The organism is Paraburkholderia sp. JPY465 (genome assembly GCF_050436725.1).
Taxonomy (GTDB): Bacteria; Pseudomonadota; Gammaproteobacteria; order Burkholderiales; family Burkholderiaceae; genus Paraburkholderia; species Paraburkholderia youngii.
This window is the reverse complement of record NZ_JBNDMT010000002.1, coordinates 899,774-914,692: the sequence shown is the minus strand read 5'-3', so window position 1 is coordinate 914,692 and position 14,919 is coordinate 899,774. Positions and strand designations below refer to the sequence as shown.

The 14,919-nt window shown below is 59.8% G+C and carries 8 protein-coding genes and 3 pseudogenes; 6 read left to right on the top strand and 5 right to left on the bottom strand.

What is annotated here, in order from left to right; translation table 11 throughout:
- Window positions 1-13 precede the first annotated feature (13 nt).
- Window positions 14-1,183 (top strand): IS91 family transposase, encoded by a 1,170-nt coding sequence (locus tag QFZ94_RS06220; protein ID WP_429455915.1) that lies wholly within the window; start codon window positions 14-16, stop codon window positions 1,181-1,183.
- A 2,318-nt stretch (window positions 1,184-3,501) separates the two neighbouring features.
- On the opposite strand, the gene QFZ94_RS06215 is transcribed toward QFZ94_RS06220, so the two are convergent.
- Window positions 3,502-3,657, bottom strand: coding sequence for a hypothetical protein (locus tag QFZ94_RS06215; RefSeq protein ID WP_429455914.1), 156 nt, complete (start codon window positions 3,655-3,657; stop codon window positions 3,502-3,504).
- 208 nt (window positions 3,658-3,865) lie between these two features.
- Here QFZ94_RS06215 and rpoD point away from each other — a divergent pair, with 208 nt between their 5' ends.
- Entirely contained in the window at window positions 3,866-5,869 is a 2,004-nt protein-coding gene (gene rpoD / locus QFZ94_RS06210; protein ID WP_429457718.1) for an RNA polymerase sigma factor RpoD, read from the top strand.
- A 156-nt stretch (window positions 5,870-6,025) separates the two neighbouring features.
- Here the strand turns inward: rpoD and QFZ94_RS06205 are convergent, their stop codons facing one another.
- Window positions 6,026-7,408, bottom strand: a complete 1,383-nt coding sequence (locus QFZ94_RS06205) for a hypothetical protein (protein ID WP_429455913.1) — start codon at window positions 7,406-7,408, stop codon at window positions 6,026-6,028.
- A gap of 365 nt (window positions 7,409-7,773) precedes the next feature.
- On the opposite strand from QFZ94_RS06205, the gene phaP reads away from it, so the two are divergent.
- Window positions 7,774-8,286 carry a TIGR01841 family phasin gene (phaP, locus tag QFZ94_RS06200; RefSeq protein ID WP_410850596.1) on the top strand — a complete coding sequence of 171 codons (513 nt, stop codon included), beginning with the start codon at window positions 7,774-7,776 and terminating at the stop codon, window positions 8,284-8,286.
- A 250-nt stretch (window positions 8,287-8,536) separates the two neighbouring features.
- Here phaP and QFZ94_RS06195 read toward each other — a convergent pair.
- Window positions 8,537-8,770 (bottom strand): annotated as a pseudogene (locus QFZ94_RS06195) (sodium:calcium antiporter); the annotation flags it as partial.
- Window positions 8,771-8,968: 198 nt separating this feature from the next.
- Window positions 8,969-10,105, bottom strand: coding sequence for a diguanylate cyclase domain-containing protein (locus QFZ94_RS06190; RefSeq protein WP_429455912.1), 1,137 nt, complete (start codon window positions 10,103-10,105; stop codon window positions 8,969-8,971).
- Between the two features lie 701 nt (window positions 10,106-10,806).
- Here QFZ94_RS06190 and QFZ94_RS06185 point away from each other — a divergent pair.
- Window positions 10,807-11,899: pseudogene (locus tag QFZ94_RS06185) on the top strand (PDDEXK nuclease domain-containing protein).
- A gap of 413 nt (window positions 11,900-12,312) precedes the next feature.
- Here QFZ94_RS06185 and QFZ94_RS06180 read toward each other — a convergent pair.
- Entirely contained in the window at window positions 12,313-13,062 is a 750-nt protein-coding gene (locus QFZ94_RS06180) for an SDR family NAD(P)-dependent oxidoreductase (RefSeq protein WP_429457716.1), read from the bottom strand.
- 85 nt (window positions 13,063-13,147) lie between these two features.
- On the opposite strand from QFZ94_RS06180, the gene QFZ94_RS06175 reads away from it, so the two are divergent.
- Window positions 13,148-13,720 carry a TetR/AcrR family transcriptional regulator gene (locus QFZ94_RS06175; RefSeq protein ID WP_429455911.1) on the top strand — a complete coding sequence of 191 codons (573 nt, stop codon included), beginning with the start codon at window positions 13,148-13,150 and terminating at the stop codon, window positions 13,718-13,720.
- 235 nt (window positions 13,721-13,955) lie between these two features.
- Window positions 13,956-14,586: pseudogene (locus QFZ94_RS06170) on the top strand (IS110 family transposase); the annotation flags it as partial.
- Between the last annotated feature and the right edge of the window lie 333 nt (window positions 14,587-14,919).

The window sequence follows — 14,919 nt, the reverse complement described above, 5'->3', positions numbered from 1 at the left end:
ACGGCGCACTGCCGTGCCCGAAGTCGCGGACGTCTTCCGCGCGCATGGGCCCGCGTGGCGACAGACCGTACAGCTGAGCCTGGGACAGCTGAAGGTCATGTCGGCGATCGAACAGTGCCGCAGCGCGGCGCTGGGTGGGCACGTGTTGCGCTGTTGTGGCTGCGAACAGATCGAGGTGGCCTACAACTCCTGCCGTAACCGCCATTGTCCGAAGTGCCAAGGGAGCGCCGCGCACCGGTGGCTCGAGGCACGTCAGGCCGATCTGCTACCGGTCGGGTATTACCACGTGGTCTTCACGCTGCCTGCGGCGATCAGCGCGATCGCCTGGTACAACAAGTCGATCATCTACGGGCTGCTGTTCGACGTTGCCGCCGAAACCCTGCGTACCATCGCCGCCGATCCGAAGCATCTGGGCGCGCGGATTGGCGCCACGCTGGTGCTGCATACGTGGGGTTCGGCGCTGACGCACCATCCTCACGTACATGGCATCGTTCCCGGAGGAGGCCTCGCGCCTGACGGTGAACGGTGGGTCGCATGCCGGCCCGGCTTCTTCCTGCCAGTACGTGTGCTCTCGAGGCTGTTCCGGCGGCGCTTCCTGGAAGAACTCACCCATGCCTGTCGCCGGGGCCAGCTACGCTTCTTTGGCGAGTACGCTGCACTTGCCGATCCCGCGGTCTTTACCCGGTGGCTTGCGCCACTGCGCGCCTGCGAATGGGTGGTGTATGCGAAGCGCCCGTTCGCTGGTCCTGAGGCAGTACTCGCGTATCTGTCGCGCTATACGCATCGCGTGGCCATCTCCAACCAGCGCCTCGTCACGTTCGACGAGCGCGGCGTGACCTTCCGCTGGAAGGACTATCGGGCCAGCGGCCGCACACGCCACAAGACGATGACGCTTGCGCCCCAGGAATTCATGCGACGCTTCCTGCTGCATGTGCTGCCCGGGGGCTTCCACCGCATCCGCCATTACGGTCTGCTCGCCAACCCGGTGCGCCGGCAGAACCTGGCGACGATACGCGCGCTGTTGCACGCTCCGGCAACCATTGCCGCCAGTAAAGACGCGTCAGCCCAGACAACGGCACCGACATTTGTCTGCCGGCATTGCGGCGCACCGATGGTCATCGTCGATATCCTGCCGCGTAGCCACCCGATTCGCGCGCCACCTGGTTGCAGAGGTGATGCGTGAACCAGAATGACCAGGTATCTTCAGTCCGACTGTCGGCTCCTCGGCAACGAGCGCCAGCAGGAGACGTTTGTGTGCATCTCGCCAGGCAGAAGTTGCCGCCTGTCGGCAGTCGCGACCAATGCGCTGTGCGACGGCATCGCAACTTCATCGGCATCAGGCCAGCCTCGGCTTCGTCCGATCAACGCGTGATCAGCCGGGCCACGCGATCACTTCAATCCCCATAACCGCCTCGGTACACCCCGCGGTTTCCTCCCTCGAGCGTTGTCCAACGCCTGCCCGCATACGCCGTCGCTTACTCACGCGGCAGCAGACATGGGCAGGCGTCGAACAACGCTTAACGACAAGCGTCTTACGGGATCACGCCCGTCGAGGCTTCCTACACCCCACAGCGCAATGACCGGGTGGGACGCGATCAGCGGGCATCGATCGCTAGGCCGCGCCCACCCCGGAACCGACTCTATCCGCCAATCTAGATTACCCCGTAGCCATCGGTTCGCCGTGACGCCCGCGGTCGCGTTAGCGAGGCTGCGGCGCTGCGCGACGATCTTCCCGCACGTCGGTGGGTCACGCTCCCCTACCCGGCCACGGTGCCCGGTGATCAAGCCCACGCCGGTGTCTGAGACTGTTGCAGCTGGTTATTAACTGTTCATCGACCGCGTCAACGCCCGTCGCGGCTTCTGGAGCGAAGCCGGGAAACTGGCCAGTGCGGCCGGCCGGTACCGTCACGCGCAGTCAGTTGCGGACCGGACGCGGCGCCACCACGGGTTGGACTAGATGACGGCGCTCGCAATCGGACGGAATCTGTTTATCCACGGGAAGCGCCGGGCAGTAGTAACAAAATTGGTTGAAAAGTAGTAACAAAATTAGTTGTGTGAGCGGCAATCCAGCCGCCGCGACAATGTGTCCAGAAACGAAGGGGCGGATAGCCCCAACTATCCGGGCCTCTGTTTGCTCACAAGGAGGAGGGGAGCACCCGAGTCCCCGTCGTGGCCAGCCGGGGACTATTGGAGAGAATGCGCGTGGTGGCCGACATGCACATCCTTACGTACCCATTGGAGTGGCACACTACGGAAATTCAGCCCCGAGTCAGAAGCTTAAGGATCCGGTCATCGTGCTTTACATGAAGTGTGTCGACAACGAGTTGACGAGCACGTCAAAGTCACGCGATACTGTATGGGCATACAGTATTATAGGCATCGCCGTGACTCGTCCACGTTTGCCGCAGATGCCTTCGCTGACGCTGGCAGAACTGCGTCGTCTATGGCGACAGCATGCGTCCGGGTCCGAGTACGACGTGACCGTTCGGCGCCGGATAGCTGAGGTTGTCAGGATGCGCCGGCTCGTGGTTGAGATGGACGGCGCTGAGGAGCAGTTCAGCGGGCTTGGCGCGACGCGACCCGCTCGAATCTGGTAGCACTCGAGCGCCTGACGATTCTTCTCAACGTTGAACGTTCGCGCCCTGGTCGACTTTCGTCGGAATCGCCGCCGACACCAGGAGGCGCCATGAAGCGCAACCCCTGACGAACGCGATGGAAGCAGAGATTTACAAGGGTTACGCAATCTACGGGCACTCTATCCATGAGGGTGGGGTTTTTGCTGCCAGTGGGACTGTGCTGCGTACGGGGCGACTCGTTGGCACCAGCGGCGTGCTTGAGCTTTTTCATACGGAAGCAGAGGCGACGGCCGCCGGCATTTCATGGGCTCGGGAGTGGGTCGACGCCAATGCGTGAAAAGAAGTAGCGCTCGCGCCGGAAATGCTCACGGCCCATTCCTGTCGCTGAAGACAGGCTCCCAACTTGGACAGGTGCAGTAGAGATACGCGAAAGCGGACTCCGCCGTTAATGCCAAGGCCTGCGCTTCCTCTCGTGTTGCCGGTTCGATGCCTCGATACCAGCACTCGCCAACGACAATGCAGGACGTAAGAATCGTCCAGACCATGCTTCCCGCCTGTTACGCGAGTCGGGACGACCTGGTCACACGCCCGGCTGCGCGCCGCATAAACCTAGCGTCCGGGTAGGCGCTTTATCGCCGCAGCCAACGATTGTCGAGTGGACCAGTACGCTGCCCACGGGCCCTGCAACTTGAAGCTGAGAGAAAGTTTCCTCCAAAGGAAGGTGCTAGCGCGTACGTTTATTGGAGGCTGTACGTTAAAAGCGGACAACGAAGGTGTACAGAATCGCCAAGCGGCCAATTCCTTCGAGGGGACGATGCAATCCGGGTTCGCAGAGTGGATTTGCGTCTATGCCCACCGCGTGCGCAGGCGCAAGTTACCGCTGCCAATGCAATTAGCATTATCGTCCCATCGTGGCTCCAAGATCTCACTGCCAGTCGTCGCCTTCGTGCTCATGAGTCACTGTCCTTTCGCGCTTCGTGGGAATACCGACCCGCAGCGTCACCGGCGTCGCCTCGGCGAGGATACCGCTGGCAATTTTCTCGTCACATGGTGTTTCGTTCCTCTCGGTGAATTGGTGCATTGCAGCAATTTGTGTTACAGTGTCAGCTTGTCATTGCGCCCAGTCTTGCGCTTCCCAAGCGCCCGCGCGTGTCTGCGAACCGCGTTCATTGCCCGTTGCGATCCCCCGTTGTGCCCGCCTGTAGCCTTGGAATGTGCATGGCTTTCCCGCTCTGGCGTCGGCGGCCCGTGGACTCGCGATCGTTGGGCAAACCCCTCCTGGAGAATGTATGGCAAACGTTGATCGGAGCAACTCACGTCCGGACATAGCTACATCCGCGCCGACCGCGTCGGCCCGGCGCGCATCGAGGGGCAAGGCCGCCGCAACCCTGCTGCCGGTGGAAACAGTGTCGCGGGACGATGAGCAGCAGCGCCAGATGCGAGCACTCATCCAGCTCGGCAAGGAGCGCGGCTACCTGACCCATGCCGAAATCAACGATCATCTGCCGGACAACTTCGCGCAGACCGCTGCCATTGAAACCATTGTCAGCACCTTCAATGACATGGGCGTAGCAGTCTACGAGCAGGCACCTTCAGCGGAGGCGCTGCTTTTGAACGACGCGGCGCCGGCAGCCATGTCGGATGACCAGGCCGACGAGGAGGCCGAGGTCGCGCTTTCTACCGTTGATTCGGAATTCGGGCGCACGACCGATCCCGTCCGGATGTACATGCGTGAAATGGGCGCGACCGGATTGTTGACTCGCGCGGGCGAGGTTGAGATTGCGAAGCGCATTGAAGACGGCCTCCACGAAATGGTCCAGGCGATTGCGGCCTGCCCGGCGACCATCTCCGCGATCCTTCTGAGCGCGAAGCAGGTTGAAGCCGGTGAGCTGCGCATCGACGAACTGGTTGATGGCATCAATGAGGAAACCGAATCGGTCGAACTGTCCTCGTCGGACCAGGCTGAAACGCCGGACATCGAGCAGGCCATCGAAGATGATGACGACGCCGGGAGCGACGAGGGCGATGAGGACAGTGAGTTCGAAGAGCGGGACACGGCGAGGGCGAACGAAGCGCGTCTGAAACAGCTCGCGAGCGACAGCCTCGCTATATTTGCACGAGTGCGCGAACTGTTCGAGCAGATTTCCGGTTCCTGTGCTGCGCAGGGTAAGGGGCGCGTGACCCACGTTCACCTGTGCGAAGCTATCCAGCGCGAGCTGGCGCCCATTCGCTTTACGGCGCGAACCATCGACCGGCTATGTACCGACGTGCAACAGCAGGTCGCACAGGTGCGTGCGGTCGAGCGGCATATCCTGCAAATTGCCGTTGACCGGTGCGGCATGCCGCGCGAGAAATTCGTCGCGTCGTTTCCTGGACAAGAAACTGATCTCACGTGGACTGAAAACACGGCGGCGGCGTCGCGCGCGTACGGCGACGCGCTCGAACGTAGTCTGCCGGCAATTCAGGCCGAACAGCAGAAGCTTCTCGATATCGAAGCGAAGGTCGGACTGTCGTTGCAGCAGCTGAAGAAAATCAACCGGCAGATGATGGCGGCTGAGTCAAAGATGCGGCAAGCAAAGCGCGAGATGATCGAGGCCAACCTGCGGCTCGTGATCTCCATTGCGAAAAAATACGTGAACCGGGGCATGCACTTTCTGGATCTCATCCAGGAAGGAAATATCGGCCTGATGAAAGCCGTCGACAAATTCGAATATCGACGCGGCTGGAAGTTTTCAACCTACGCAACATGGTGGGTGCGGCAGGCAGTGACGCGTTCGCTTGCGGATCAGGCCCGCACGATCCGGGTGCCGGTGCACATGATCGAGTCGATCAACAAGCTGAACCGGATTTCCCGCGAGATCCTGCAGCAGACCGGACGCGAGGCTCATCCTGCCGCGTTGGCGCAGCGCATGGAACTGCCGGAAGAGAAGGTTCGCGGCATGTTGAAGGTCGCGAGGCAACCCGTATCGCTCGAGACGCCAGTGGGTGAGGATGCCGACGCGACACTTGGCGATATGATCGAAGACCCGATGGCGGCATCGCCCGCAGATGCGGCCGTGCAAGCGAACCTGCGCGTCGCAATCGATGAGGCGCTCGATGCATTGTCGCCGCGTGAAGCGAAGGTGTTGCGGATGCGTTTCGGGATCGATACATCGACTGACTATACGCTCGAGGAGCTGGGCAAACAGTTCGACCTGACGCGCGAACGCATCCGGCAGATCGAAAGCAAGGCAATGCGAAAGCTGATGCACCCGAGTCGCGCCGCCAGGCTTCGGCCATTTCTCGACCATTAACGCGTAGACTCGTGCATAAGCGGGTTGCGCTGTTTCGGGGACGGCAGGCGCTCCCGATCGTCGACCGCATAGGCCGTTGTGGAGCGCACCGGGGCCGGACGGCTCAATGCGCTGCACGCCTCATCGGACAGCGGATCGTCGTACGCTACCGCCGACTCACAGCAGGACTGCCTGCTGCAGAAGTTCCAGAGCCTTCAATTCGTCCAATCGGCCCGTGCGTGCCTTACCTGCCAGCGTCTTGATCAACGCTTCCGCGATTGGCGCGATACCGACAAGGTTGTCCAGGCTGGTGACGGAAGCGGGGAGCGACACGGGGTTTTGCTGCGGGATTGCAGCGGCTGGAAGCAGTTCAGCGGTGGGCGGTGTGACCACCGGCAGCTTGCCATCACTGCCTTCAGAGGAGCGACCGGCGGCCTCGGCGGAGGCACCGCTTATGTGATATTGCTGGCTGACGACGATTGCCTCTGTCGCTTCTCCGACATCCGCTGAAGCAGGCGAGGCGCTTTCTGGCTCAACCGGGACGCCCGTCCGCGCGCGCCGCGTGTGCACCTTCGAATTTGCGGGTCTTCCTGACGCATCGTCGTTCGCGGTGGCCGCAATCGGCTCATGTTGATCCGCGGACGCACGTCCGCGCGAAGCAGGAGTGAGCAGCCGTGACACCGACTCGGGAATCTCCGCTTCCGAGCGCGGCGAGTCCAACCAGCCAGTCGGCAAACCAAATCGCTCCGTGAAACGGTTCGCCTCGACATCGTCCATGCGCTTCTTGCCATATAGCCGATGTGCCATGTTTGACTTGGTCATGGATAGGACTACACCAAGTCGCGCTTTGGATCCGTTGCGACCCGTGAGGACGTGGAGGTTCTGCCGTCGAATGTTTTCGACCGTAGCGCTGTCGTCTAACGCCAGCGGGTGCTGCCGGGTCGCTTCAGAAGAGGCTCTGGACTTCGGAGATGAATCTTTTCCTGGTGCATGGGTGCCAGTCGGTCTGGCCATCTGGCTTCGACTCTGTTTGACGGTCACCGGCGACCCGCCCGTTGCTCTCTTTGGCATTTCCGTTTCCTCGGACAGGTTATCTTCCAGCATGGGTTGTTGGCCGCCGATCGGGGCGGAAGTCGGTACTGGCGTTTCAGACTCAACCTCGGGCTCGTCGTCTGATTTGACAAAGTCGAGCGGTGACTTCAGACGGGCGATGGTTTCGGGCGCGAGCGCAGGATGGGGCTGATCAAAGAAACCGTGCGGAAGCCCAAGCGTGGTTTCCATATGAAAAGCGGTCTCGGGCGTGAATCTTTCGCCCTTCATCAGTTCGGCCACTCGCGTCATGTTCGAGTCGAGTCCGAGCGCGATATTCTCTGCGCCCACGGCATCGACGAGAAACTGAAATGATCGTGTTTTGAAAATCGACGAAGTCTGAGTGGAGTCTCGAGGCGGTGCCTTCACGTACCGTTGTCCCTGCCTGTTGGGCGGTGACTTTTTCATGTGACGAGGTTGGCGTTGGCCGCTGTCCCGAGGTCCCGCATGTCGTCCGCGGGGTTGACTCATAAAATAGGGCTCCGTGCGATCATTGATGTTCTGGCTCGTGAATTATAGACGAGGGTAAATTTCGAACATCCGATGCGTTAGCCTGTCCATCTAGTGAGAAATACCCCCACGCGGCGCACGAATGATGAAAAGCCCGAATCTATCATTGGCCGCGGCTTGTCATGCGACGCCAATATTGTGTTCGCGGATGTGACTGATGCCGGCTACCCCTCCGTTTCTGCTCGACGCACGCCAGAATATTTTCGTGCGAAGCCGCTCGAGTACCGGTCGGCGGGAATGGTCTTTGCGGCGGGCTAGGCTGCATCATTTTCGCGCCGGTCCTTTGCGACTGGTACCTGCAGATCATCGCATTCGAGGAGACAGTTATGGCGAGCGAAACGCTTCTGGTACTTCCGGGTAATGGAGGCGAGACCGAACGGGCTGCGGTGGGCAGTGCCGAGGGTCGCGCGGCAGTTAATCTTTTTGTCGATGTGGCGGAAAGGTTGTTCGAACTGAACCGCACGGCAGTAAAGACTTCAATTGACGAACAATTTGCGGTCGCATCGAAGGCGCTTGAAGAAAGGTCGCCGCTGGGCGCGTGGCGGCTGCAGGCGAGCTATGTCCTTGCCGGATCGGCGAAAGCGGCTGCCTACTGGCGCCATGCGACCGAAATCCTGCTGGACTCGTTTGCGGATGTCGTGAATGACGCCGAGCAACGCGTGAATCGGGGCTTCCTCGTGATGACAGGTGTGCTCGAAGATGCGACCGTTGGATTCGGGTCCTCGATTCTCACGGGAGACCAGGGGCCCGCGACACACAGCATGCAGGAAACGGCGCAGATTATCTCGCAACCCGAGGACGAAACTCCTGCTCGGCGGCGCGGTAGGGCAGATGGATAGGCCGCGTCAACGTAGTGCGGGTTCGACGCGGACCAGTACGCGCGGCCACCCTCGCTTGGCCGGGGAAGTCGGATCAGACGAAAGAGCGGCGCGGGCGCACGCCGCGGCCGGCGTGCGCGAATCATTTGTGCCTTTACGTGTGCATCGGTACGTCGCGTCGAGAGCCGAACGCATCGGCCGCTCTAACGGAAACCTAGATGATGAACCTGAAACCTGCCGAGCAGAAACCATCATGATCAGCGGTGCGACTGCCTTCAACACCGCGAATAAGTCCTTTAGCCCCGCCGACAAGAAGCGCCAGACCAATCGCCAGTTGGAGGGTAATGGTCGCAAGATTGGTTGGCAGGCCCGTTCGGGAAAGGAACATGGCAACCACCGCCTCCGTTCGATGCCCTCCCTGGAGCGGTTGTTCCGATGCACGAAAAGTCACCACCTTATAGATGACGTAGACGCCAACCAGTGCGCGGCTAAACAACGCCCGGACGTACGAAATTGGTGTAGCACAAACATGGCGGCGCTTCTCGGCCGCGATGATGGCGGACACCATCATCTCGAACGACAGCTCCATCACCGGCAGATACACTTTCCAGTGGGATTCAGGTTGACGGAGACCCGCGTTAGCTTCACCGAACTCACATTTTCGGACCATCATCGGCCCTTGGGAATTGCCCGAAGCGGTCGTTCAGCATAGCGGCTGCATGTCGGTTGCATCGGCAAACTCTGTCTGCCCCTTACCCCGCGTTTTCGCCCGGTACATTGCGCTATCCGCGGCACGCATCAATGTTTGGGTGTCGAGAGAGCTGCCTCCGGTGCCTTCCGTCAGCAGCATGCACACTCCAATGCTGGCCGAAACGGCAGTCCGATGTCCGCCAGCGGTTCGCACGTTGCTCAGGATGACGTGAATACTATCGGCGATTCTGAGCGCGCCTTCCTGGTCGCATACGTGGTGTGCAAGGACTACGAATTCATCTCCGCCCAATCGTGCGAGCGTGTCACCGCGGCGCATCCGGCTTACCAGGGCCATGGCAAAACTCCGCAGCAATTCGTCACCTACCGCATGTCCGTGTGCGTCGTTCACTTCTTTGAAACCGTCCAGGTCTATCAGGAACAAGGCAGTCTGACCGACTTCGGTACCTCGACCGGTCAGCGTTCGCCCAATCACCTGCTCAAGTCGGAGGCGATTGCTTAGCCCCGTCAGGGGGTCAGTCGCAGCCCGCTTTTCGAGTCGATACACCAGCACCGCCAGGTAGAGGGATATTGCTGCAACGCTAAACGTCAAACCCAGTCCGGCCTCGATGTTTGTCCGCCACCACGGTTGCCAATACATCAGGCTTACGAATCCAGCGAGCGCCACCGCACATGACAGCGCCAGCATTCGTCGGCCGTAACGGCAGCCGGCACCCACCAGTAACCAAAAAACCACCCAGAGCAGCGGAAGCGCGGCCCTGCCGCCAATTGCCAGAGCTGTCGTCACCGTTGCCTGGTCGACAACCGTGGTGAGAGTTAACCGGAGGTGTGAGCGCGCTGGTCCGACCTTCGTGGCGACGTACGTCATGATACCGAACACCACGTAAATCGCGACCGTCACCATCGTTGAGTAGGCGACTGTCGAATGACAAATCAAGGTGAAAGCCAGGTACGCGAGCAGAACCACGGTTCCAAAAACCATGCGCAATATCGCTTGTTCCTTCTCGGGGTTCTTCGGAAACACCCGCCACATCGCTTGCTCGCGCCAAGAATGAAGATCCGCCTCGGCCATCCCAACCACCCCGCTAGAGTCCAATAACTGCCGTGTGGGCAAAACTTCGTATTTGTTCACTTGGGGTCTCCACGAGTGAGACCCGCCGTTGGAATCCATCTTAAGATAATTTATGCAATCGCCGTGAATGTTCTACATACGAAATATTTGTGGCTGTAGGAGTGTGCTGACAAGAAAAGATCCACCAAACGTTTGCTTGTCATTGAATTGGACCTTTCCAGCTCACCTTAATCGTTTGCGGAAGAAGGTGATGCCGCCACCTTCGTGAGGTGAATGCACGACAAGTTGCGTGGAAGCTCACCGTAAGACTGACGGGGAAGGAGAGGCCGCCTGTCAAACGGCAATGCACAACTGCGGGCGAAGTGTTGGGGCGTTGCGAGGTCTCGCTGCAGCCGCAGTCCCTCAATGTCTCCGGCTGAAGTGCAACTAACGGTCAAAGTCATCCACCACCATGCCGAGGCTTCGCCCGAAAACCAGCTGCCAAAAGGGTGATCAATCCGGACTGTCGTCGCGCCAGGATGCACTTGATTACCGGTCGATGCCGACTGAGCGCACGGCTCTATGGTGCAAGCCGCGGGTTGGAGGCAGACGATGGATGAATCTGACGCAGCATGTCGAAATGGATTAGTCTTGCGAAGGCGAGCGAGGGGCTGTCCCGGGAGTTCCAGTCGGGTATCCTCCTTTCGATGAGACCAGTGAAAGCAGAAACAATGAATGACCTGATACTGCCTGAAGGCGCCTAAAGCGACACACTCGCTGACGTGGTCAAGCTATTGGAGGAGGGTCGCCGGACAGCGGCGCGGAGCATCAATGCGCTGATGACGGCGACATATTGGCTGTCGGGCGCCGGATCGTTGAATCTGAGCAGGGTGGGCAGGGGCGCGCCGCTTACGGGCAGGCGCTCCTGCAGCGACTTTCCGCAGATCTGACGAGGCAGTTCGGTCGGGGTTTCGGTGCAGACAATCTGGAATTGATGCGCCTGTTCTACCAGAGCTATCCGCCGGGTGAGATTTCCGAATCAGTGATTCGGAAATCCCGGACACAGGAGCCCAAGACAAAATCCGAATCGCCGGTTCGGATTTTCTCGCTTCAACAGTTGGCCGAGCGCTTCCCCTTGTCCTGGACGCACTATGTGCGGCTGATGCGACGGATGCGCTCGCCCGAAGAGCGTGCGTTCTACGAAACCGAAGCATTGCGCGGCGGCTGGAGCGTGCGACAGCTCGAACGGCAGATGGACAGTTAGTTCTACACGCGCACATTGCTGTCCAAAGATATGCGTGCGATGCTCAAAAAGGGCACTGTCGCAAAACCCGGCGACCTCGTGACGCCAGAAGAAGCAATGAAGGATCCTTATGTCCTCGAGTTCCTGGACCTCAAGGACGAGTACTCCGAAAGCGACCTTGAAGAAGCGCTACTCCATCGGCTCGAGGACTTCCTGCTCGAGCTGGGTGGCGACTTCACATTAGTCGGGCGGCAGCGGAGATTACGGATCGGCGACAGCTGGTTTCGCGTGGATCTGCTCTTCTTTCACCGGCGGCTGCGATGTCTGGTGATCATCGATCTCAAGCTGACCGAGCTGAATCATGCTGACGTCGGCCAGATGCATATATGTACTGCAATTACGCGAAGGAACATTGGACTTTACCCGATGAGAATCCGCCGGTCGGCTTGATCCTTTGCGCGAGAACAAACGCGGCAATCGCGCGCTATGCGCTTGACGGCCTGCCTAACAAAGTGCTTGCCGCGGAGTATCAAACCGTGCTTCCGGAAGAGCAATTACTTGCTGACGAACTCGCGAAAACCCGCCGTGAATGGGAGGCGCAGCATCCCATCCTGCACGACTCCCAAACCTGACGGACGAGCTACGCACACAATTCGGCCAAAGGCGCCGTGTGAGCGGATCGGTTTTACGTCAGCGATGCGGCCGATTGCGACATTGTCGGCATGAAGCAAAGGAGCGGCAGCTTTCTACATCCGCGAAGTCACACTTTCGACCCGCTCCGGTCAGATAGCTTTCTCCGAACCGGTCGGTCAGCCAAATTCAGGTTTTGCGAACCAGGGTGCCGGTAAGCGGCCATTGGCGAGCTGACCCTATCGGCCCGACTACCATCTGCACGATCCGCGCGTCCGCAAGACGTAGACCAACGGACGCACAGTGCCGCACGCTCGAAGAAATAAATACCCCGAAGCAACTGCGACCCGACAAGATTCGCTATACCGGCGCTCAATCACCGCGGAAAACGGCCCATGCGACAGTGACATAAGGCTCAAACGGCGAGTGAGCCACCGTCAACGTAGAGCTCGACGCCTGCGATATAGCTGCTTTCGGTCGACGCCAGGAAGAGCACGGCGCGCGCTATCTCATCTGGCCGGCCCAAGCGCCCCATCGGCACGAGTTGCTTCAGCATATCTTCGACTCCCGGCCGCGCATCGAGGTAGCTCCGCATTGGGCGTGTCTCGGTGCCGCTCGGCGAGACCACGTTCACGCGGATGCCTCGCTCCCTCAGGTCTGCCGTCCAGCTTCGCGCGAACGACCTCACAGCCGCCTTGCTTGCGTTGTAAAGCGACTGGCCAGGAAAGCCTTTGCTGCCAGCCACCGAGCCATTGAGGACGACAACGCCACCTGACGAAAGTAGCGGCAAAGCCTTCTGCACAGTGAAGAGCGTGCCACGCACATTGAGGCCGAAAAGTTGGTCGAACCCCGCCTCGTCGATGGTGCCGAGCGGTCGCGGCTCGACTTCGGCAACGCCAGCATTTGCGAAAACGACGTCGAGTCTACCGTGGTCGCGCCGGATGCGCTCATAGAGTCGATCAAGATCGGTGAGGTTACTTGCGTCCCCCTGAACGCCGACGGCACCGTTGCCGATTTCTCGTATCGCCTCGTCTAGTCGACTTTGCCTGCGGCCCGTGATGTAGACCTGGGCTCCTTCGTCCGCGAAAAGCCTGGCGCTCGCAAGGCCGATGCCCTCGCTGCCGCCGGTGATCGCCACAACCTTGCTCTCGAATCGCTTTGCCATATAGAAGATCTCTAGGTTAAGTGGAGAATTGCTCCACTTAGTATATGGAGGCATCATCCACTTATCAAGAAAAATCAAGGCAAGGATGAAGAGCAAGCGTTCCACGACCGACGAAGCACCGCTGCGTGCCGACGCAGCCCGCAACCGGCAACGCATTCTCGAAGCGGCGGACGCGCTGTTTCTCGAACGCGGCGCTGAGGCCTCGCTCGACGATATCGCGAAGCGTGCCAACGTTGGTATCGGCACGCTCTATCGTCGCTTCCCGACGCGCGACGCGCTCCTCGCCGCGACGAGTGATGAGCGCCTCCTGTCACTCGCCGAAGCAAGCCGCGCACGCGATGACAAGCTGGAACCGAACGCTTCCGTACGCGCCTTCGTCAAGGAGCTCGTGAACCACGCGACCCACTATCGCGGGTTGGCTGCGTTGCTGGGAACGGTACTGCAGGAAGGTACCGCTGGCTGTCGCGCCGGGCGTGAAGAGGGGCGCCGGCTGCTCCATCGTGCCCAAATGACAGGGACGGTTCGCAAGGACGTCTCGGTCGACGATCTCGTGTGCGTAGTCACGGCGATCGCTCTCGCCGTCGAGCAAGGCGGCGCGACGAAATCGCGCGTTGCCCACCTGGTGGATCTCTTCCTCGACGGTATAGGCAATACCTAGGCGGCGTGAAGACATTAACTTGTTTTTTGCTTTAAACAGGCAGCATGGGCAGTGATTGGATCTGAAGCCGACATGGGCTGGAGGACAGTGAAGGTGCGCTCGGGGTTTCGCTGCGTCAGTCCGCTCCCTGAACCCACCGCTCCGAAGCAATGGGATGGACGCCCCCACCCGAAACGGCATCTGCGTGCCAAAGTGGAGTTGCGTATCAACCACTTCACGGACGGGAGCGCCCATCATGAAGGCTACAACCATTGGTATCGATCTGGCAAAAAACGTGTTCCAGCTTCACGGTGTCGACGGGCATGGCAAGGTAGTTCTGAAGAAGCAGATGAAGCGCGAACAGATGGCGACGTTCTTTGCGAATCGCGCTCGTTGGCATGGAGGCTTGCAGTGGTGCCCACTACTGGGCACGCAAGCTGCAAGGCATGGGTCACACCGTAAGACTAATGGCGGCGCAATTCGTCAAACCCTACGCAAAAACGAACAAGAACGACGTTGCTGACGCCGAGGCGATCTGCGAAGCCGTCGCCCGACCGAACATGCGCTTTGTGCCAATCAAGAACATCGAACAGCAGGCGGTGCTGGCATTGCATCGGGCACGCCAAGGCTTCGTCAGCGCACGCACGGCACAGGCCAATCAGATCCGCGGCCTGCTCAGCGAGTACGGCATCGTCATCCCTCAAGGGATTGCGCATATCGCCGGATGCGTGCCAGAGATTATCGAAGACGCTTCCAACGAATTACCCGGACTGTTCCGGCAACTGATTCAGCGCCTCATGGACCACCTCAGGGTGCTTCACCAGCAAGTCCTCGACACGGATGCCGCGATCAGGACATGGCACCGACAAAGCGATATGTGCCGCAAGTAATGGCCAGAACGATTAGCCAATGACCGATGCTGAGACTTCCCATATCGAACCTCTAGAACTAGAAAAACGTTGAACGATGACGCGCAGCTTTTCCGCACGTTCCGGAAAGTAGCGGTTCCGGTGTAGCCCCCATTGTCAAATCCGAAGCGATCCCGTCTCATTGAGCCATTTGCGGAATCGAAACCGTGATTGCCGCCACCAATGCGTGTCACCCGCAGAGGCAAGAAAGCTCCGGTTGTCCCAGCCGTGATTTGCGTTCACAGCGTTCGAAGCGTTCGCTGCCGACGCAATTGCGGACCTTCTCAAACGCAGAAGCCAGGTGTGAAAACG